Genomic DNA, 23770 nt, shown 5'->3' on the forward strand with positions numbered 1-23770 from the left:
CGAAAGAAGAAATGATTACCGGTCATGACAACCTGACGAAACGATTACCCTTCATTATCTTACTGGTCCTGCTTCTGGTATTCCAGGCATGCAGGCATGCCGGAGACGGTGATATTGTCGAAGACAATGATCTCGCGACCATGGAATTTTTCTTTTATCCGAACAATGAAGTCATCTTTCATGACACGTTCGCCCTGTTCTGTACGACCGTCTATCTCGTTTCGCCGCAGGGTGGGGTCGATGCAGCGGCCGTCACGATCGGCTATGATCAGGGGGTCATGGAATATGAGAGTGTATTCAGCCGCGATTTTATCGTGAGTGCGAACGATACCCCGGGGGCGCTTCAGGTGCAGGTGTCCGCGCTCGGGGCCTACGATCCCGTCGATTATCTCGAGGTGTGTTCCGTGACATGGAAGGCGACCGCCACGGCGATTACGGACATGTCGTTGACGATCGAGGGGATGACTAATCCAGACGGGCTTCCGGTCGAATACCGCTCCGGGTTCTCGAATACGGTGAAAATACTGAAAGTATTGGGAAGTATTTCGATAGAGGGCGCCGGGGCGGTGTTAAAAGGAACACATTTTTCAAATACCCTTTATTTCGGCACGGAAGATAAAATCCTTGCGGACTACGACATCACCGTCACCTATGATCCCCGGAAAATAACGATCGACGAGTCGGCAGGAGAAAGCGGGATCATGCTCGGCAGGGACGGGTTCATCGACGAGATCACGCACGACTACGGAACGATCACTATCAGGGGAACGAATACCGTCGGGACCGGGGCCGGGTCGAGGCTCGAGTTTTTTTCCATGCGGTGGTATGCGGAAGATTCGGGAAGCACGGCGATATCGGTCAGGGTAAACAGAATCATGACCGGGGACGCCGTTTTTATCAAACCCTCGATACAGGGAAAATCAATCTCGATACAAAGGACGGGAAACAAACCGCTGGTTGAAATCCGGTTCGCGCCGGAAACACTCATAGTGAACGAGGAAGACCTGTTTGACACGGGTATAATCCTTGATACAAAAGACTACAAGATAGCCGCATACGGAATCAACGTCTATTACGACCCGGATGTCCTGCAGGTAGATGCGGATAAGGGAAATAACGGTGTGAGTGCCGGAGCGGACGGATTCCTCGCCGCGGCGAATCCTTCGGTTCCGGGTGAAATAAGAATCGCCGGTTTCGATGTGGGGGGGAAAGGACCCGATCCCGATATGGAGCTTCTCGTCATCCATTGGAAGGCGATCGGAGTTGACGACGCTTCGACGATTTTCATGAATATCAAATCACTTACGGATCAATATCAAACGGAACTTCTCCATGACGATCCCGGAACCTGTACGGTGACGGTCAATGAATCCGTCGATTAAGGGACCGGCTGTCCGGTTTTAAAAACAGCTTCCGGCTCCCTCAGGAAAGATAATTCCTCAAATGTTCGATACGGGGGTCGTTTTTCAGCTTCTGGATCGCCCTTTTGACGATCTGGCGAACGCGTTCCTTTGTGATATTGAAACGGTTGCCCACTTCTTCGAGTGATCCGGCCTTTTTCCCGTTTATCCCGAAGCGGTGCTTCAGGATATCGGCCTCGCGGGGATCGAGATCGTCCAGAATTATTCTGATATTGTCCTTCAACGAGCTGTCGATGGCGCTTTCCGCCGGCGATTGGGTCATGCTGTCCTCGATAAAATCACAAAGCGGAATTTCCGAATCGGCATCGTTAAATGCCGGGGAGTCGAGTGAAAGCATTTCACGGGAAATCGAAATCAGATCGTTCACGCATTCCTTGTCCAGATTCAGCTGTTTTGCGATTTCTTCTATTTTAGCTTCGATCCCGTCCTTGTTTTCGAGTTCTTCCTTTACACGCTCGATTCGCGCGATGTTGCATATTTTATTAACGGGAAGCCGTATCATCCTGCTTTTTTCATGCAGCGCCCTGAGAATCCGCTGCCTGATCCACCATACCGCGTAGGAGATAAACCGGTACCCCTTTTTGACATCATATTTATCGATGGCCTTGATCAGTCCGATATTGCCTTCATTGATGAGATCCTCCAGTTGGAGTCCCATGTGCTGATAATTTTTGGCGACATGAACGACGAACCGCAGATTCGCATTGATAAGCTTTTCCTTGGAAACCGCATCACCCTTTACCGCCCGCTGCGCGTGATACATCTCTTCTTCCTTTGACATGAGATCCACTTTATTAATCTCATTGAGATAGATATTGAGTATCGTATCACGGGATGAGGTCTTTCTGCTTTTTTTACGCATATTTCTCCTTTTCATAATGATAACCTGTTTCCTTAAGCTTCATATTCCTCTTTGGTCTTCCATTACTGTTATTGTCCCTTTCTTATTAATAAAATCCTCGGAATCGGTATTAGTTACAGAATACAGGCTGAATTTTACTGTTTTTGCCGGGTTTATACGGCATCATGTTTCGTGTTTTTTCTGTGATGTTACCGCTTTCTGAATACGGTATCCGGTTCATTTACCGGATAGAGGGGACGGCCGCCCCGAAGCACTGCGGCGACGTTTTCCGCCGCCTTTCGCTTCAATTCGACGAGGGATTCTTCGCTGTAATAGGCCATGTGTGAGGAAAGGACCGCGTTATCGAGTGTTAAAAGCGGCGAATCGGGAGGTATCGGTTCTTCACGGAAGACATCCAGTCCCGCACCGCCGAGTTTTCCCGAGAGAAGGGCTTCCGTCAGCGCGTCTTGATCTATCACACGGCCACGTGAAGTATTGACGAGAATCGCCCCCTGTTTCATTACCGGGAATTCGTCCGTACCGATAAGCCCGCGCGTTTCTTCGGTAAGCGGGACATGGATGGATATATAGTCCGACCGTGAAAGGAGTTCTTCAAGGGTAACGGGAATACAACCCCCGTTACTGATAATCCCGGGTTCGACGTAGGGGTCGTATACGAGAATTTCCGAAAGACCGAAAAAACCGATTTTTCGTGCAACGGTACGTGCGATCCTGCCGAAACCGATAAGTCCCAAAATTCTTCCCTTTATCCTGAAAAGGCGCACTTCCTTATGGATGTTCCATGCGCCGGATTTTACCCGCATATCGGTGTAAGGGATACGGCGAATAGCTGAAAGGAGAAGGGCGATCGTGTGATCCGAGGTGTCCTCCACGCAGTAGTCCGGCACGTTCGCGACCCAGATCCCCCGCCGTGCCGCCGCTTCGATGTCCACATTGTCATAGCCGACACCATAACGGGAGATAACCCTGCATTGGGAAAACCGGCGTATCGCGGGTTCCCGGAGGGGACAAAGATTGACGAGGAGCCCCTGAGATGAAAGAATTTCACCGGCAAACTCATCGTCTTTAGTATAATCGTATATTTTCAGAACGGCGCCCGCCGGTTTGAGAACCGCTTCTTCTTCCCCGTATGAAGAGAATCTGTTGTCGGTAACTGAAACGATGAGTTTTTCCATATTAATCGTGATTATCTCATTAATTGACCTATTCGTCTATTTCCTCAAAATGCCGCCCTGCGTGTTTTTCAGCCCTTGTTAGCGTCATTATTGCGAGTTTACCCGACAATTGTCGTATTACGGATGTTTTTAATGCTTTTACCGTGATCCTCCGGAATCAGTCGGATTCGGTCGTACCTCCTCCGCTTGACCGCCATACGATATACGCAACCATCAAAAATACGAGTTTTTTGGGGGGATCGGGATGGTTTCTGAGGACGTTCAAAAAATAAAATGACGGCCCGTTTCCGCTTTCAGGCAGGTTTTTAAGTACGAGAGAAAGGCCTTCTGTGCATGTAAGAACGAATCCCTCTTCGATTATTCGTTTCAGGGTGATGCGGGCGTCATCATACGGTTTATCATGGACAGCTTTTTTATCGATTGTTTCGGAAAGCAGGATACGGGCCCTTTCCCCGCTCTGGAGAAACAGCCGGTAAAGCGGATAAAAAAAGGAACCGAATCCGATGATTCCGGAAACGGCGAGGATGATTTCGTCCTGTATGAACGGACGAAGCCCCGAACACATTTTTTTCAGCAGGGCTTCGATTGAGGGAACGTGCCGGTAGCGTTCGAGTGCAAGGGCCCCGTGAATGATGAGCCGGGGATTATCCGATTCGGTGATTATCGTTTCGATGGCCGCGATGCTTTTTCTGTCTTCAAGTCTGGCCAGCGCCGTCATGGCTTTTCCCGAAAGGTAACAATCACCCGACCGGAGTGAGTTTCTCAATACCGGCACCGCCTTTTTTACCATTTTTTTGCCGAGGATTTTCGCTGCCAGAAACGCCGTTGTAAACTCATGTCTCGCCACTTCTTTAATCAAAGCGGCGGCAATGGTGTCGGTAATCGGAAACCTGCCGAGGGCGTTCAGTGTTTCCGCCCGAACGGAAAAACGGGGCGATTCGAGCCGCCGGAGGAGTTCGGCCACCGACAATCCGGATGGTTTTCCGCCAAGGGCCTTTATCGCGTCCCGTTCCGCGGTGATTGTTTCCGATTTTTGAAGTCGGTTCAATATACCGATGACATTCCAGTCCCTGGGTGAGAAAATGACGGAAAAAGCGTCTTTAATCGAATACGCTCCCTGCCTGTCCAGGCGGAGAATCAGTATATTCACTAAAAGGGAAAGGACAAGCAGTCCCCCAAAATAAATTCTGAACACATCGGGAGAGCTTATCGTTGGAACAGCCTCGATACCGTCGAGGAGGAGACCGCCCAAAACAGATCCGGCAGAGGCGGAAAGGCCCATCGATATCTGGTAGACGGCGCCGAGATCGAGCCGTTCGTCTTCCGTAATCGTTGAAAAAAAATAGACAAGACCCGCGTTATTGAGTCCCGATTCACCGAACCGGAAGAAGAAAAAAAGAAGGCCCGCATAAGCGGAAAAAACAAACGGGTGAAGCAGGACGGGGGCTGCGCATGAAATACCCGAGACCAGGGTAATAAACAGCGAATAGAAGAAATAAAGCGGCTTTGCCCCAAGCCGGTCAAGGAGAAAGACGCTGGCAAGAGCCATAACAATGGCGCCGAGGGAACCCGCCACGATGAAATAAACGATGACGCTGTCCGGTTGTCTGTAGACGTGTTTCATAAAAACGATAAGAAACGGACCGATCATGGCGGTGACAAAAAAAAGGGAGAGATGGGACGCCATAAACCTTCTGAAATCCTTCCGCCGGAACGCATTTGAAAATGCCCGGCGCAGCGAACCGGTATTCAGCATGATATGGGTATTACGAGGTTCAGGGATGCGTAGAAGGATAATGGAAGAAACAATCCCCGTTGCGATGCCGGCCCCGATGAAGACGGTATACATGCCCAATGACGCGTCCTTGCCGAGAAGAAGGGCGATGGCGATATTGACGGCGATCGATGCCAGGTGGTTCGCCAGCGCGAGCCGGGAAAAGAAAGAGCCGCGGTCTTTTTCCGTGGCCAGACTCCCGATAATAGGATTGTACGCGGTAACGGCGATGCCTCGGGCTACATTGAACGTGAAAACACCGGTACTGCACAGTATCAGTGCCAATGCCGGATTTCCAGAGGCCCCGGCGAGGGGTGTGAAAAGAAGCGGGATCATGCAAAGATACCGGACCAGCATGAATCCCCCCATAAGCCCGATCATGCCGAAGCGCGGGGCCAGTTTTCTCCCGATCAACGGCATAAGATAGGATATATAGAGGAATGATGAGAGAACGCCGATCAGGATGTTTCCCGCCCCGAGTTTCAACGCGAAAAGGGTGATGATGTTCCCGCTGAGAAGGAAAAAGGAGACAGCATTAATGACCATATATAACGTGAATTGTTTTCTTTCTTTTCTGTTTCCCACCGATTCATCCTCCTGTCCCGGCCGGTATATCATGCGGGATGATGTCATCTTCAATGTATAATAACATATACCGATTGCACAATCATCCCTTCATTAATCGCGGGACCGGGAGTAAAAATTGAATAAAAAACTTGAATTTCGGATTTTCTGATATTATATTTATCTAAGAGATTAGTAATAAACCAAAAAAAATCTGAGAAAAAGTGCAGAGGAAGGAGCCTTATGCACTTTTTTTTTGCTGCCTGCGAAAAAGAGGACGGATTGATGGATTTTCCATCAGTTAAGGGGGGTTACCATGAATAGATTTTACCTTTCTCTTTTTTTTATTATTATCGCTATGTTTTTCATCACCTCATGCGAGCTTTTCGAACCGGGGCTTGGCGACAAGGTGGATATCAATCCGCCTTTTCTGTTCGTCTCCAGCCACTCAAACGGTGAGTATGTCAGCGGAATCGTCACATTGAGCGGAAACTTCGAGGAAGACAAAGAAACCTCGCGTGTTCAGGTTTCCGTTGACGGGGGCGTGACGTTTATCGATGCCGCGCTCAACAATAAAAAGAAAACGTGGAGCTGTGAGGTCGATACGACCGCATATCTCGATGGTGAAAAGGATGTCGTTTTCATTATCACCGACTCATCGGGAAAAACCACGCAAAAGAACATACTTCTCTATTTCGACAACACGCCGCCTTTAATCGTGGTCAATGTTCCGCTTGTTTACGGCGGAGACGCCTCCTACTACGGAACGGTTGCAATTAAAGGGGAGGCGGCTGATACCTTTGGCATTAAAAACATCACGATCACCCTGCAGGATTTGACCCAGGAGGTCGCGGACGGAAGAAACAGCTGGTCGTATTATTTTGACAGCATTTCATATGTTCCCGCGCAGGGAAGTTATTCGTTTTCGATCACCGCAGAAGACAATGCGGGTAATACCTCGACTGATTTTTATCATTATGCCGATGTCAAGACGGCAAACAGCGGGGATGCGATGTCGATCGAAGACCTTTTCAAGATATATTCGGGCGAAGTATCGAATCCGACGATGGAGGATTTCCTCGCTAACGAAGGCAAGACCTCCATATCGTATAATTTCGATCAGGATCTCGATAAACCTACGATAGAAATATATAACCCGTCGGAAGACTCGATTCCGGAAGAAAACGTCGTGTCGGGTAACGCGAGATTAAGCGGTAAAATCATCGATGAAAACGGGGTAAAGGCTGGATCGACTGAAATCTACATCATCAAAGACGGTGAATCCGTTCCCGAGGTCGATTGGGAAGGGGCCGATGAAACGAATCCGGGAACCGAATCGGTAAGCTGGAGTTATATTCTGGACGGCCTCGCCGACGGCCAGTACTCACTGCGCGTGCGGGCGGAAGATGAAAACGGCAATCAGCGGACGACCGACCCCGCGGTCGGTTTTATCGTCGATTCCGGGGCCCCGACGATTACGGTGGAGCAGCCGACACAGGGCGCCTATATCAACGGTAACTTCACAATTTCCGGGACAGCGGTCGATCTTCAGGGGATCGAGCAAGTCGAGGTCAGTCTCGACGACGGCGATACCTACGAACTCGCTACCCTCATCGGGGATGACTGGAGTTATAACGTGACCGATCCCGATGAAGGATCCATACTCATCAAGGTCAAGGCGACCGAGGATACGATCGAAAAGAAAAAGGCATATTACAATCTCCAGGTAATCGTGGATAGAACCCTGCCCGAAATCACCTTCCTCAATCCGCAGTATTCGAGTACGGTCAACGGGCTTGTTCTGATCAAGGGGGTTTCGTCCGACAACACCCAGATCACGGACGTAAAACTCCGGATTGGAGAAAGCCCCAGCCAGCTTACGATGACGAACAAATACAACTGGGAGTACGAGATCGACAGCCAGAGTTACGCGGACGACGAGTACGCGGAGGAGGAACCGGGATCGCCGGGGGTGTGGCGGCTTTATGTGACCGCGCAGGTCACCGACAAGGCGGGCAACGTCAGGACCAAAGACGATTACTATTTCCTTATCGATAACGACATGGACAAACCGAACGTGACCATCCTCTCGCCCCAGGAAGGGGCGAATATCGGGGGTTCCACCCTGGTAACGGGGACGGCCTTCGACGATGACAGCCTTTATGGGGTGTATATGAGTATCGACCTCGATAACGACGGCTTTTTTACCCATCAGTACGATTTGAACGGGGACCTGGATACCGGGTACCTGGACGGCACGATCGTCGATCTTCCCATCGGGAATACCGGCGACAGGTTCGAGGATGAAACGAAATGGTATCCGGTCGAAGACGGGATCATCACATGGAAACAGACACTCAACTCGGACGGCGAGCTCTATCATGTCACGGGCGGCCATAACGGCGATATAACGGTCAGGGTCGTCGCCGTGGATACAAAGGACGGGGGGATTTCTCCTTCGGTCAAGGGAAACGCCCGTGTGCTTTCCTTCCGTTTTGACGATACGATACCCGGTTTCGAGAGTTTAAACCATTCCTCCGGTTCGTATGTAAAAGGCGAGTTTCACCTCACCGGAAGGGTGACCGACGACACGAGGGTCGACAAGCTGGATATCAGCTATGACGGCGGACTCAGCTGGTCGTCGGTGGCCACCCCCTATCTCGCGACGTACGACTTCGATATCACGGTTGACACCGAAACAATCAACAGCGGCGAGTTCGACGATTCAAGCGGCATACTCTACCTCAGGCTGCGAGCGGAGGATAACACCGGTTTCAGGAAACTGCAGCTGATCGATTTTAATGTGGATAACAGTTATCCCGAAAATACGGCCTATACGGGGGCGTCAAGCGATATTCACGGTTCTAGTGTTTACGCACTCATGCAGGGAGAAGCGGAGGATTCCGGGGCGGTCAGCGGCATAAAGGAGATACATGTCTATTTTATTCGGGGCGGCTTGGTGTTCAATCCGAAGGTATACGACAGCTCGACCGCTATCGGGACCTTCGATTTCGGCGACGGAAACGGAAACGTTCCCTATACGAGTAACACAACCTACAAGATCGTGATCGACGACAAAAACGAGTTCGGAAACGATACGGGACCGAACGGGGACAACGACGGGTACCCGGAGTCACTCTCCCTTTCGGGTTCGACGATGAACTGGTGGGCGACATTTACATCGGCCAATATCCCGGACGGGGAAATCGACATTCATTATGTGATTTTCGATAACGCCCTGAATGGTACCCATTATTCATTTACCGGCTGTATCAAGAATTACAAGCCCCAGATCAATGGCATTACCGTGGGAAGCGACGTCGATTTCAGCAACACGGTCGACGGCGACGAGCAGAGTACCTATAACAACACGATCTATTCGTCCGGTAACAGATTCAAGGCGCGAAACAGGTTCTACCTTGAGATCGATGCCGAGGATACGGGAGGAACGATTCCAGGCATTGCCGATTATGAGTTTTTTCATGAAACAACCTCGCTTCAGAGCGGCTCGTCTCCCGTTCTCGATATTTCGCTTTCTTCATATTCGGATCAGGATACCTATTTTACCTGCATGATCACCGACAATGACGATATCGAAGTCACGACCATGACGGTCTGGGTCACATTCGACAAGGACGATGAGGAAGATCCGGTGATCGTTATCGACGATCTCGATACGGATGACGACGGGGACCCGTCGGAACACATCGTCGACGGGCATATCGAACTTCCCGGAAACAGCGTCTACGACAATTCTCCCCAGGATGCCGATGTCAGCGGTACCATTCTCATGACGGGGAGCGCGTCGGACAACCACAGGATCAGTACGATTTCCCTTACCCTTGACGGAACAGGTTCGGGTCTCGTTATCGCGGAATGGGTGGGAAACATGCTTCAACCGGCCGATCTCGATATCGACGGCTTCAGGGACGATGAGAATTTTAAGATCCTCACACAGTCGCTGACCGCTTCCGACGGGCATGAGATTACATGGTCGTACACATGGGATACCACTACGGTCACCAATGCCGCGGGTCCGGATATACGGGCCACATTCGCTGTAAACGATCCTTATGCGAACAGCAGTAATTCGTACTGTGATTACGATGTCGTTCCTTATATATCGAGCATCTCGAACGCCTCCGGATACGGGCTTTCGATCGATGTGCTCCGAAGTTCGACAGGCAAGTATTCGATCGATTACGACCTCAATTCGAATCCATCCAATTATTTTATCGTGTCCGGCTACAATCTTGGTGGACCGAATAATGTTAGAATATCCTCCGCGCCCATTACATCGCCTTCCGGGCTGGATATTACCGGAAACATCACAGGAACACCCACGCAGACGCAGCTGAGAATCCGGAAACAGATAACCCGGTCCGGGTACCTGACCGTATTCATCAACGGTGTCCCGACTCTCAATAACATGAACGCGGACACGGACAATAACCTCGAGTCCGAGGTCAATATGCCGAGGACGACGCAGTGGAAAGACGACCGGTATCTCCATGTGTGGGACACGACCGAAGTCATGAGCAGTGTGGGAAATCAGACCTTCTATTATCCGGACATGTACATGGCCGGAGATCAGCCGATATTCTCCTACTGCAATGACAATAACGGCTATACCTACATTACGACCGGCGATTCCGCTTCTACCTCTCTCGTCGGCAGGTGGTTCGAGCGGCAGACGGCGATCGCGCGGAACAGCGACAATACATACTACATCGTCTCATCGGAAGACGCCTTTTCCGGGAATGCTATCGGATATCTGCAGTTGAACTACAACAACAAACAGGGGGGTGCCAGGATCGATGATTCATACGCCGGCGTCAATGGCGTAATCGAACTGGCCGGGTCCGACTGGGACGGCACGGTAAACGGCGGATCCGGAGACAGCAGGCAGCTGAACCGCTTCAAATATCCGAACATCATCGTCGAAGGCACGGATTCGGCAACACAGGTCTATATCAGCTACTACGACTCACACCCCGCACGTGAACAGATCCAGTTCTTTTCTTTCCAGACAACGGGCGATACCTCGGACAACCTCAATGAACCGACCCGCGATTACCGGATTGCCTCCAATGGGAATCTCGCCATTCCTGGAACATCGGGCAACTCGAGCGCGTACACCGCGATGACAAAGATCGGCGGGGATATCGCGATCGCGTATTACGATCAGACCGCTTCAAATCTAAAAATTCGGTATTCGTCGAATCACACATCGGGCAACCTTTCCAATAGCGGCGCGACATGGACACAGCTTGTGGTCGATTCCACCCCGTTCTGCGGTTCGTATGTCTCTGTAACCAATGACGGAACTTATGTGTACCTTGCCTATTATGACGGAGGAAACGCGAATCTCAAGTTCGCGCGGATTACCTGGGCGACGAAAGCGGTCGCCGTCTACACGATCGACGCATATCTCGCTGTCGGTACGTGGACGGATATAACGGTTATCGACGGGATTGCTTTTCTCTCGTATTATTCGGATTCGTATAATGGAACAAAATATCCGTTACGGGTGGCCTATCCCACGACATCCATGGCCTCACTCGACCATGGCGTTCTCGGCGGCGGAACATCGGAAGCATATTCGGGAAATTGGGAAATTATGGCGATACCGGCTTTCACACCTCCGAAAGGCGGTATGGAACAATTCAACCATACCAATATCGATGAGTACACGAACAATGGACTGGATCTTCCCGTTGTCGGGTGGTTGAGTAATCATATTGAATATTCCAAACTCATGCCTAATAATTAAGAGAGGAGGTCGTGATGAGATACGGAATAGCACTATCACTATGCATTTTTTTGATCATAACAACTTCATTCGCGTTTGCACAGGACGGGGACGAGATCTCACCGACTCCCGTTCCGGAGATGGACGGGAATATCCTCAACACATACAACACGGCAAACGGGCTGGAAAACTGGGATTATGAATACGATGTGTCGGGTCTCAAGAAGGGGATGTACAATATCATCGTCCAGGGAAAGGACCGGGCGGGAAATATCACCTACGGCGGGCCGATCAATATATTTATCGATCCCTCGTCCGACCTGCCGGAGATCGGGATCACCAATCCAACACCGGGTATGCGGGTCGGCGGCAGCCACCTGAACATTGTCGGCACCTGCGTCGACGACGACGGGGTGGGAAAAGTCGAGGTTAAAATCAATGACGGTGAGTTTGTCGAGGCGGAGGGAAAGGATTTCTGGTCGTTCAGGCTTTCGACGGAGGGATTGGCCGACGGTAAACATACTCTGACGGTGCGCGGAACGGATATCAATGGCACTCAGGGGGAAGAACTCTCGAGGGCTTTCTATATCGATACTTCGAGGCCGGTACATTATTTTACATCAGGACAAAGCGGCGCCCTCGTGTCGGGAAAAACCGCACTCGAAGGCTATGTTACCGACAAAAACGGTATCGAAGAATGTTATGTGAGTGAAGACAATGGAAAGAATTTCGAACGTCTCAAACTCAGGTACGACAAGCAGGAAGACGCATACTATTTCAGCCTTTCGATCGACACGAAAAAAAAGGAAGAGGGACCGAATGTGTTTTGGCTGAAGAGTGTCGATACCCTTGGTTCCACCGGCTACGCATCCTTTCTCTTTTTCGTGGATAACGAGGGACCCGAATTGGAAATATTGTATCCGCCCCCCGAGGAGAAAGTCAAAGGAGAAACGACAATTGTCGGAAAAGTGACGGACTCAGTCGGAATACAGTCGCTTACCTACAAATGGAGAGATGAGACGGGTGAAATAGGGCTTGTGGCGGGAAATCCCTACTGGTCGAAAGAATTCGCTTTTCACGGATTTACGGGCGCGACGGAGGCAGTGGCCTTTACGGTGACCGATATTACCGGCAACACGAGGACGGTCAATCTAAAAATACCAGTCGACCGTGAAGCGGATAAGCCGGTGATAAGGCTTCTGCAGCCCACACCGGACGGGACAACGAGCGGGAATGTGGAGGTTTACGGTTTTGCCGATGACGATGACGGATGCGCTTCTTTGGTCTATGTGATCGATAATCGTGAAGCGGTGAGTGTACCGGTAAAAGAAGGATTTTCCTTTACACTCGACAATCTCGAGCCGGGAAAACACCGGATTACCTGTTACGGTATCGATATCAATGGTGTCGAGGGAGATCGGGAAAAGGTCGAGTTTGTTCATACCGGGGCGGCGGCGGCGATTACTATGGAAAGCCTTGTCTCAAAAGGGGAAACCTCGGATTTTCTGCCCGGTATGGCGGTCGACAGATACGATAATGCCCTTCTCCGCGGCTCCATAACCGCTTATGAACGATTCAAACAGGTGCAGTACCGAATCGGAGGCGAACCGGAAAAATCCCTCTCCCTGAAAAATACGTCGGATGGTTTTCTCAAGCAGTTTGAAATCCCGGTAACGAAAAACCTCCCCTACGGCATCGTCAAGTTCGCCGTTACCGCGATCGATGTCCATGATAGGAAAACCGAATTCATATCGTTCGTCTATCTCACCAATTATGCGAAGCGGCAGGGGCCCCCCGGCATCTATTACGCGGATGCGGGGCTCGAGGGCGGTCGCGTACCTCTTTCTCCCGACTATCCGTTTAACGCATTTTTTCACGGCAACAGGGTGGCGTCGGTTTCCCTTGAACCCGACATTCCGGAGTTGTCGGTTTCCGAACGAAACGGCAGTATTACCGTCACACCGTCTTCCGGCAGCTTCGACGGAGAGGCAAAGATCAAGGTGACGACGGACAGGGACGAGGTCTTTTATTCTCCTGCTTTTCGTTTTGTTTCCGATTTTTCTTATTTCAGTCAGGAATTGAACCAGCTTACGATAAGTGGAGTCGACGGCTCACAGGAACAAACCGGTTTTTATCCGGGCATGACGATTTATTGCGCCGACGGTAAAGCGAAACTCGAAGGCGAATTGAGTGCCGTCGTCGTGAAGGGGGAATACCGGGTGAACGGCGGTGAGTTTAAAAAGCTTTCCGTAAGCGTCAAAAAAGGCGAAACACGTGGCGGTTTTTCTTTGGGGCTGCCGAAAGATATCCCGTTCGGAAAAAATGAAGTCGAAATCCGGGTGTACGATAAAGCGGGAGGGGCCGCGGCTCATCAATCCTTCTTTTTTGCCGTCGATACCGCAGGCGGTGAGGGCAACGACAGGGAAGGGCTATATTTTATCGATTCCGGAATCGCGGATGACGGATCGGTCGCGATGAAGCCGGGTCGTCCGTTTGTCGGATTTGTCAACGGGAGGGAGATCGCATCGGTGACTCTGAACCCCCCTTCGGATTTTCTGAATGCGCGGTGGAGTGGTAATCACGCTATCGTCGAGGCTCAGAAAGACGGCATAAGCCCGAAAACCGAAATCACTGTCGTGACGGCGGACGGCAGGGAGTACCGCTCGGATGCGTATATCTTCCTGGCGGACGCAAATCCCCCCGAAATCGAGCTGGAAACACCGGCCGCCGGAACCTGGGTCGGCGAACGGCTCGTTGTCAAGGGCAGGGCGCACGACAATACCGGTATCGACAATGTCGAATATTCGACCGACGGCGGGGCCACGTTTTCCTTTCTCACTATGACGCGGGAAGGGGACGAGGTAGTCATTTTCGAAGAGATTATGCTTCAGGGAATCGCCGACGGCGACTTTTCGCTGGTCATCCGGGCGCAGGATGGCGGTAATAACATAGCGACCCGGCGAGTTCTTTTGAAAAAGGATACGGAACCGCCGGTTATCTCATTTATTACGCCGGAGATAACGCAAAAGGTGAATGGAACGTTCACCGTCACCGGTCTTGTTCAGGATGCGGGAAGAATAACGAAAACGGAGTTCAGTGATAACAGTGAGACCTTCGAAGAAATAATGACGGGAAAGGTGTTTTCCCGTAATGTCGATCTGGCCTCCTACGAAACGATTCCGGAAAAATTCTTTATCCGCAGTTCGGATGAAGGAGGCAATACATCCGTGATGAATCCGGAATTGTCGATCGATTTCGAAGCGGACAAGCCCGTCGTTGAGATACAGATACCGGAGAACGGCGCGGTTCTTCGCAGCGATTTCATTATTTCCGGAATGGTATTCGATGACGACGGGGTGGCCGGTATCTCATACCGGATCGATGACAATGAGTTCACCAGAATCGACGGCGGGAACAGTTTCAGCATCCCGGTCCGCCTCGATGACATTACCGACAACGAACATACGATCGAAGTCCAGGCCGAGGATATCGGAGGATTGAAGGGAGATGTCGTCCAATCGGGATTCTTCGTTTCAAAAGCGGAGCCCGTTTCACAATTGAATGAACCGGATATCGAAGTAACCGCGCGTGGAATCATCGAACTCGAGGGAATATCCGAAGATGCCAATGGCATCAGGAACGTCTCCTTGTCCTTCGATAACGGTAATTCCTACAGTCTCATGAACGGCAGTGAAGAATGGTCGTACCGGTTAAATACGGCGCTCCTCCCGGATGGGGTCCACCGCATTCTGGTAAAGGCGGTCGACAATACCGGGACGGAGGGAATTCACGCGACTATTCTCAACGTCGACAACACCCCCCCGGTTCTCTCCCTTGACGCGCCGTTTGACGGACAGATTGCAGACGACGCCTGTTTGATCGACGGAAGGGTGTTCGACAATATCATTGTGGCGTCACTCACTTTGAAAATAGCTCCGGTGTATGCGGAGCCGGGAACGGAGAAAAACGGCGGGGTCAGAGAATTCCGCCTTGCCACGGACGGCGTTTTTTCACAATGGATCGATATCAGTGATCTCGAAGCGGGGTGGTACAATCTTCAGCTCGAGGCCGCTGACAGGGGCGAGAATGTGAGTATATTGACCCGGAACATACGGGTCCAGCAGAAAACGGTGGTAAACAGGATCGAACAGATATTCCCGACGGACGGAGAATCGGTCTCCGGATATTTCACATTGTGCGGCAGGGTGATTTCTGAAAAACCGGTTAAAGCTGTCTCGTTACTCGTCGATGATGTTCTTCTTAAGTCCATCGATGTGGACGAATACGGTTATTTCAGCCGGGAATGTTCTCCCGATGAGTTTTCCGACGGAGAACATGTGATCGAAACGGCGGTCTCCCTCGAGGACGGAAGTTCGCTTTCATCAGGAAAACAAAAGCTCATATACGGGAGAAGCGGGGTCTGGGTAAAGATTACCAACCTCAAAACAGGAGATTTCATCACCGACAGGCCGTGGCTCGAAGGCGAAGCCGGGTATTTTCTCGATCCCGTCGAAAAGGAGGCGGGGGAAGCCTACAAAGAATATCAACGGCTGCTCAAGAAGAATTCCGTCGACCGCATCGAGGTGAGTCTCGATAACGGAAAGTCATTCAAATCCGCATCAGGCACAAAAAAATGGAAGTTCAGACTCGAAACGCAGAATATTACCGACGGGGATGTCCGGATTATGGTTCGCGCCTCCTGCGGTGACCACTTTGCTGTGACCAAAGCGATCGTCAATAACGATGACCTGGCACCGGCGGTCACCATCCTCAATCCCGAAGAAGGGAAACGCTTCAATGATAAAATCAGTGTGCTGGGAACGGCCTCGGATGAAAACGGTCTTGAGGATATTTCCATCAATCTCAGGAAGGGCGACAAATCGGGATATTCGATCCCGGAGTTCATACAGGGAATGTATTTCGATACACAGGTACTCGGCGCCACTGTCGTAAACGCTGGACTCGGTCTTACCTTTTTCGACCAGAATGTGCGGCTTCAGGTTCAGGCGGGGATCGCCCCGCCGGGACGGTTTTCAGGGTTGGTGATCGGAACGAAATTGATCGCTAATATTTTCAAACTCCCGTTCGATTATTTATTCGGACCCGATTGGGCTTTTTTCTCCATGTCTTTTGCGCTGGGAGCGAATTTCTCATATTTTACCATGTCCGATGACGAGATCGCGTTTACGGACAAGGGACTCGTCATCAGCGCAATTTTCTTTCAGTGGGAAGTGGCGAAGTTCCATTTTGAGGATATGACGGCGTTCAATACGTACAGCATCTACACGGAGTTCGATCTGTGGGTGCTTTCCTCCGATATCGAAGGCGGGGTCGAACCGAAATTTTCGGCCGGTCTGCGGATCGGTATTCTGTAAGGGCAATCCGGTAAAAGGCCGCCGTTTTACGGACGGCGGCCTTTTACATGATATTTGTTTGAAAAGCCGCGGTCCATGTATTATGATAAAAAGTAACCGATACCATGAATAAACTGCTGATAATCGAATCAGATGAAATTCTCCGCAAAACGGCCGCCACCGTCCTTTCCGAAGGCGGCAATAAGGTCGAAGAGGCGTCCGACGGGAAAGAGGGATTCAGGCTGGCGTTGGAGAGGGAGTATGATCTCATTATCTGCGATACACGCCCGGCGAAAAAAGACGGATACGAACTCGTCAGGGAAATCAAGAAACACCCGATGAAACAGATTGTTCCTTTTGTCATGATAACGGATAAGGCGGATATCAGGGAAATACGAAGCGGTCTGAATATCGGTGTCGATCATTATATTATAAAACCCTTTTCCGCGCAGGATCTTCTCGGTGCGGTAAACGCGTGTCTTGCTAAAAAGGCGCATATCGCCGGATACTACGAAAACAAATACAAAAACATGGTGATGATCGAAAAAAAATTCTTTTTCAACAGCCTTACGCGTCTGCCGAACCAGCATCTTCTCCTGAAGAATATCGAGGACATGATTCCATTGCTAAAAGAGAAATTGAGATTTTTTATCATTTCTTTTTCGATCGACGGTTATGACGATATCTGTACCATCGTCAACCGCCAGATCCTCCAGGAACTTTTGAAACAGATCGTACGGAAGGTTCAGGGATATTTATATGAAAGCGAGGAATTGTACCAATGTTCCGATAATGATTTTATTATCGTTTCCTATGTGCATTTGCTGGATAACCGGGAAGTCATCGATGACGAGTATTTTATAGGCAGGACACAGGCGTTTATCGAAATGATCAAGTCCCCCTTCCAACTCGCGAAATACGAGATGAGTCTTACCACGAGTGTCGGAACGGCATTTTGCGATAATATAGAAGCGATCGATGATGTGACAACGGGCATGGAGTCGGCCAGATACGCGAAGCGCTTTGTGGAATTGAGCGGCGGTAACGATTATGCCGCTTATTCTCAGAATGTGAAAAAGAAACTCGCGAACATTCTCTCGCCTTCGTTGAAGAAGCATTTTTTTATCAGGGAGATTAAAAGGAAAGATGTCGATGAAGCGATTGAAGAAGACGACGGGGATGTTTACGAGTGCAAGGTATTTTTCCTCTACCCCCACAATATTATCCAGGAAAAACTCATTGTCGAAATCGTTAAAAACGAATACCAGGCTTATATCATCAACGATCACAAAAAACTTCCGTCGATTCTGGCAAAATACAGATCGTCGGTTCTTTTTATCAATCTCGACGCCGTTCTCCCGGAAAAGAAATGGGAAGTGTATATAAGAAATCTCATGACCGACAAAAAAACGGCCGGTGTCCGGATAGGGATACTCACCTTTTACGGGACGGCGGACATGGCAAAAAAGTATCTGCTGGAAGCGAGGATACAGTGCGGATTTATCCGGCTGCGGACGAGTTATGCTCAGTGCAAGGACATCATTATAAAGGCCCTGGAAGCCGTCGAGGCGAAAGGGAAGAGAAAATATATAAGGATCGACTGCAGGGGAATGCCGTCCGTCTCCGTCAGCCTCAAAATCTCGGAACAGGTACACAAAGGCGTCCTCCATGATATCAGTTCGGTGGGCATGGCGTGCCGTTTCGGAAAGGACCTCAGCGAATACCTCGAAGGGAAAAAGCTTCTCGAAGACATTCAGCTTCACCTGAAAGGGAAAATCTGTTCCCTTAAAGGGGAAATCGTGGGGAAACGGTATACGATAGACCGCGAACCCGTCTACATTATCATGTTCGGCGCCTATATCGAATCCGCCGTCAGGGACAAGATATACCAATTTATTTATGAATCCCTTCAAAAAGAAATCGACGCCGAACTTGCATGAAAAGCGAATACATATATAATAAATAGTAATGATACGTAAAAAAGGGTATTATCGGATATTTTTTATTTTACTCCTGTGTCTATGCTTCCGCGTCGTTGCCGGTACCAACCTCATACGCAACGGCGGCTTTGAAGAGGATTATATGGGGTCGGTCGCGATGTGGAGTTACGATGCGTTTCTGGAAACCGAAGACGCGGTCCGGTTTTATATCAATGAGGCCGACAGCCATTCCGGCAACAGAAGCCTCGCGATCGCCAATATTCTCCCGAATGATTCGAGGGCGATCCAATGGGTCGGGGTCAAACCGGATACCTTTTACCGGCTTTCCTGCTGGATAAAGATCGTCGAGGCGGACGCAGACAAGACGGGGGCGAATATTACGGTACTCGGTCTGAAAAACACTTCGAGGGACCTCAGGGATACAGGCTCGCACTGGGAACACGTTGTCGTGTACGGAAAAACCGGGCCGGATCAGGAGGAGCTTCCCGTGGTCGTACGGCTGGGTTTTTACGGCCAGCTAACAACGGGAATCGCCTATTACGATGACATAGCAATCGAGGAGACGGCGGAAGTTCCCGGCGAACATGTCATCGATTTTTCGACAGGCAACTACCTTCAGAAAACGGAACTGACGAAAAAGCCCGGCCTTTATGCTGTTGCCGTTATCGTCACGGCCGCGATCATTTTGTTATCCGGAATTATTGCTTTTCTTTTTTTCAAGACCGATGCACCTGCGAAAGCGATACGTTTTCTCAAATCGAGATTTTTCCTGAAAAGGTACGGCGGAGAAAAGCGGCGGTACATCAGAAAAAGGCGGGAACTCGATGTCGCGATAACCCGGCGAATCGCAGGCGGTTATACCAAAACGGTCAATCTTCGCACCCGCGATATTTCGCTGGGCGGCGCGTTTGTGAAAACGGACGATTTGTCGCTTTTCAGAATAAATGGAACGGTTGTGATTGAAATAGAATATAAAAATACCGTCGTGTTAAAATGCCGTGCGGAAGTCGTCAGGAGTGAAGTTGTGAAGAACAGGTTCAACAGAATCGTAAAAAAAGGCTTTGGGATACGGTTTATCGATCCTTCCTCGGAGAACCTCAAGCGTTTGGGTTCGGTCCTGAACGTATAAGAACAGGGTTCCCGTTAATGACAGTAGATGCGGCCTTCTCGGGATGATTTTTCTTAATCCGTTTTGGGGAAAGTCCGGCTTAACATTTTGTAAAGAAAATGATAAGGTTCCGTAAAATATAGACGAAAAAATTGGATTTTTTTTCTAATGTTTATACAATTTTAGTAAGGCAAGTCTTTTATCCTGTATTGTTCCTGAAAGGAGACCGGAGATGAAGGCTGGAAACATAATAATGCTTCTTCTGGCCTGGACCGTACTTGTATGTTCGTGCGAGACAAAAAGAAAAGATGAAACGGTAATCCATGAAACCCTCGACGACGAGTTTTCCGCATCGGACAGCAATAACTTTGTCATATTAAACTATACCGCTGATGTTCTGGCTCTGAGCCAGGTTCACGCGAATGATCCGGATATCGGTACCTTTTCCAGCATCATATACGATTCCCTTTGCTATGTCGATGCGGATGGAAATCTCAGGCCGGGGCTGGCCGTTTCCTGGAAACAGATCGATGAAAAAATCTACCAGTTCAAACTCCGGCAGGGGGTGAGGTTTCATAACGGACAGCCTTTCGATGCGTATGACGTCAAACATACATTCGACACGCATCTTGACCCGGCCGTTCAATCGGCAACCGCCCTTATCTGGAATACACGCCATCTTGTTCATATCAAGGAGGTTGCGGTCGTAGACAGGTATACGGTGAATTTCGTCCTGTATGAAGTCTCGGGCATCGTCTATAATATGATGCATATGTTCAGTGCCGTGATCCCGAAAGATTATCCTGTGGAGAAACTGAAAGAGCATCCTGTCGGAACAGGGCCGTATAAATTCCTGAAGTGGGATAAAGGACAGCGGATCGTGTTGACGAAAAACGCTGATTACTGGAATCCGTCTCTTCCGAAAATCGAAAACCTCGTGTTCAGAATTATGCCGGTCGACAGATGGCTTGAAACCATTATCGGCGGCGGGGCTGATTTCATTATGCATCTGCCGGGTAAATACAGTAAAAAGATCGAGGCCGATGTCAATACCGATCTTATGGAAAGACCGGTACTCTCTTCCATATGGATATCCCTTAAAAACAAGGGACCGTTAAGAGACGTAAGGGTGAGAAGGGCGCTCAATTATGCCGTGAATATGGAACGGATTATCCGTTATGCGGAATACGGGAAGGGTGTCGAACTGGCGTCGATCGGGAGGCCGGGTGAGTTCGGGTTTAACGAGAACCTCAAACCCTATGGATACGATCCTGAAAAGGCCCGGAAGCTATTGAACGGCGCCGGTTACGGGGAGGGGTTTACGCTGAAAGTATTTGCCACCGATATCACCGAGACGGTAATCAGGATGGTAAATGAAGACCTTGCCGATATTAATGTCAATCTGGATATTGATATTGTCACACAGTTGGAATACAATCAGCGGGCACCTTACATGGCCAGGATTTTGGGAACAGAACCGACAACAATGTACGATGTCACGGTTTTTATCGTCGATAATCCCGTTATCGATATGTTGTTCAATTGCGATACGCTGCTTTTAAGCAGCCTCTCGCATATCAATCATACACCATATAATTATCCGGAGTACGAAAATATGCACAACTGGGCCAATGTTTCCGATCCCCGCGAACACGAAAGACGGCTTAAACGACTGGACGAGTTCATTCACAATAATGCCTATTTTATCTTTACCTATCAGCGGATATTGACCAGCGCGGTAAGAAAAAATGTTCATATCAAAAAACTAAATCTCAGCGGTCATCTCGAGTTTTCAATGCTTACGGAAACGACCAAGGATTAACGGCATGGAAAACAGGCCAAAGAAAAGCTTTTTTATATGGCTAATATTCCTTATCGTTCTACCGCTTATCGCGATTATCATACTCGCAACGATAAGTTTTATAATGTATCAACACACGATATCCTTCAACGAGTTTCTGATCAGGGGGGAGTTGCTGACAAAGCAGGCGGCCCATCTTGCGGAAAAACCGATCCTCGAAGAAAGTTTTTTCGATCTTATCGATGCGATCGAAATGATCAGTAAGGAAAAGGATGTGGTGCAGGTTCACGTCATAGATACAAAAGGAATGATTATCGAAAGCAGTAACCACCGGATGAGAAAAAACCGTTCGGTCCATACCTTGATAAGAGACTTTACATGGAAAGATTTCGGAAAGGGAAATGTAGTCCATTTCCTCTATCCGATTTTCGGCGGAGTAAAGGGGTTTACCTGCGTCGAACTCTCCAAAAAGCGGATGAACGATGATTTGAGAAATATTTCGGTTATCGCTATGATTTTTCTTGTTCTCTTCATCGTGTTATCCATTTTCATTTCGTTTCTCATTTCCCGTTCGATCATAAAACCGATAAACAGCCTTCAGGTGACGTTCAAAGAGGTTTCGGAAGGGAATCTTCTTGCCCCTATCGATATAACAAGGACGGACGAACTCGGCAATCTGGCACGAAGCTTTTCACAGACAAGGGATGAGATTGTAAAACATATCAATGAATTGAAACGGAAAGAAAGAATCGATAAAGAAATGGAAATAGCGGCATCCGTGCAGCGTTTCATGCTTCCCGAAAAAGCCGCATATATCAGGGATTACGACAGCGCGGCTGTTTCCATCCCGGCCGGTGAAGTGGGCGGAGATTTCTATGATATCCTTCCGATCGACAGAGAGAATTTTCTCCTCATCATCGGCGATGTCTCGGGCAAGGGACTACAGTCCGCGCTATACCTGAGTACGGCGATGAGTATCCTTTCGACCGCCGTCCATGATTTTATCATAAGGGGCGCGAATGCCGCTACTTTCTCCCCGTTGACGATGTTGAAAATACTCAATGATGTGCTTATGTCCAAAATGAAAAGAACCAATTTTGTCACCGCTTTTCTCGGGGTGCTGAATACCCGTGAACATGTATTCCGGTATGCGAACAGCGGGCATGAGCCCGCGATACTGTATAATCCGAAAACCGGAACATATGAGGAATTGAAAACAGAGGGCCAGGCATGCGGTATTGTTAGGCAGGAGCAGTATGTTACAACCCTGGAGGAAGGAACCGCGCTCGTAGGGCTCAAGAATTATCTCTTGTTCTATACCAATGGGGTAACGGATGTCCGGAATAAAAACAATGAATCATACAGGTCACTTTTTCTCGATCGTATTAAAAAAATCGAGGGAGATGAAACGGCAGATGCAATCGTCTCCGGCATATGTAAAAGTGTCGAGGATTTTCTTGACGGAGAGCCGCGAAGCGATGATTTGACAATCGTCTGCCTGAAACGGCTGGCCTGACGATAAATAGCCGGTGAATTGCCGGTTATTGGTCCGCATGTATTTCCATTGCCTCGCTATTCCCGTAAAACGGGTTTCGTGGGCGCGTTTATATTGAAAGGGTAAAGATCGTGGATGAGTCGTTTGATAACAAAATAAAGGAAATCAGGCAGGGCAGGAAACATTTCCATAATTCTTTTGTTTCTCTTGATTTACCGGTTTACAAGGCTTTTCTGAAAATGGAAAAGGCGGCCTTTACCGACAGGGTGCTGCCGAAACGAACAAAGGAGCTTGTAGCGGTCGGTATTTCAATCGCGATCAATTGCGAATCCTGTATGGAATGGCATATCGGGGAAGCGCTGCGTTCGGGTGCCAAGGAAGCCGAAATACTCGAGGTAATCGAAGTCGGTATGGAGATGGGGGGCGGGCCCGCAACCGTTTCAAGCAGGTTTGCCCTCAAGGTGCTGGAATATTACCGGGAACACGGACAAAGAGGTTGAGAGTTTGACGGACCCCCGAAAATG

General features: G+C 49.5%; 11 protein-coding genes. 8 read left to right on the forward strand and 3 right to left on the reverse strand.

The features are described from left to right. Positions 1-11: 11 nt before the first annotated feature. Positions 12-1382, forward strand: coding sequence for a hypothetical protein (locus JW881_20700; GenBank protein MBN1699941.1), 1371 nt, complete (start codon positions 12-14; stop codon positions 1380-1382). Between the two features lie 40 nt (positions 1383-1422). Here JW881_20700 and JW881_20705 read toward each other — a convergent pair whose 3' ends face one another. The 3 genes from JW881_20705 to JW881_20715 all read right to left on the reverse strand — a co-directional run bounded on the left by JW881_20705 (position 1423) and on the right by JW881_20715 (position 5817). Beyond that, positions 1423-2298 (reverse strand): RNA polymerase sigma factor RpoD/SigA, encoded by an 876-nt coding sequence (locus JW881_20705; protein MBN1699942.1) that lies wholly within the window; start codon positions 2296-2298, stop codon positions 1423-1425. A gap of 173 nt (positions 2299-2471) precedes the next feature. Next, positions 2472-3458 carry a C-terminal binding protein gene (locus tag JW881_20710; GenBank protein MBN1699943.1) on the reverse strand — a complete coding sequence of 329 codons (987 nt, stop codon included), beginning with the start codon at positions 3456-3458 and terminating at the stop codon, positions 2472-2474. Positions 3459-3615: 157 nt separating this feature from the next. After that, positions 3616-5817, reverse strand: coding sequence for a hypothetical protein (locus tag JW881_20715; GenBank protein ID MBN1699944.1), 2202 nt, complete (start codon positions 5815-5817; stop codon positions 3616-3618). Positions 5818-6112: 295 nt separating this feature from the next. Between JW881_20715 and JW881_20720 the strand changes: the two genes are divergently transcribed. The 7 genes from JW881_20720 (at position 6113) to JW881_20750 (ending at position 23746) form a co-directional block, all read left to right on the forward strand. Then, complete coding sequence (locus JW881_20720) at positions 6113-11569, forward strand: Ig-like domain repeat protein (protein ID MBN1699945.1); 5457 nt, start codon at positions 6113-6115, stop codon at positions 11567-11569. A 14-nt stretch (positions 11570-11583) separates the two neighbouring features. Further along, positions 11584-16923 carry a hypothetical protein gene (locus tag JW881_20725; protein ID MBN1699946.1) on the forward strand — a complete coding sequence of 1780 codons (5340 nt, stop codon included), beginning with the start codon at positions 11584-11586 and terminating at the stop codon, positions 16921-16923. A gap of 104 nt (positions 16924-17027) precedes the next feature. After that, positions 17028-18842 carry a response regulator gene (locus JW881_20730; protein MBN1699947.1) on the forward strand — a complete coding sequence of 605 codons (1815 nt, stop codon included), beginning with the start codon at positions 17028-17030 and terminating at the stop codon, positions 18840-18842. Between the two features lie 28 nt (positions 18843-18870). Then, a complete protein-coding gene (locus JW881_20735) occupies positions 18871-19971 on the forward strand; it encodes a PilZ domain-containing protein (GenBank protein MBN1699948.1) in 1101 nt (366 codons plus the stop codon). Positions 19972-20182: 211 nt separating this feature from the next. Beyond that, a complete protein-coding gene (locus tag JW881_20740) occupies positions 20183-21772 on the forward strand; it encodes an ABC transporter substrate-binding protein (protein MBN1699949.1) in 1590 nt (529 codons plus the stop codon). Positions 21773-21776: 4 nt separating this feature from the next. Beyond that, complete coding sequence (locus JW881_20745; GenBank protein MBN1699950.1) at positions 21777-23267, forward strand: SpoIIE family protein phosphatase; 1491 nt, start codon at positions 21777-21779, stop codon at positions 23265-23267. Positions 23268-23377: 110 nt separating this feature from the next. Continuing rightward, a complete protein-coding gene (locus JW881_20750; protein ID MBN1699951.1) occupies positions 23378-23746 on the forward strand; it encodes a carboxymuconolactone decarboxylase family protein in 369 nt (122 codons plus the stop codon). The last annotated feature ends 24 nt before the right edge of the window (positions 23747-23770 follow it).

The sequence above is a fragment of the Spirochaetales bacterium genome (assembly GCA_016930085.1).
Taxonomy (GTDB): Bacteria; Spirochaetota; Spirochaetia; order SZUA-6; family JAFGRV01; genus JAFGHO01.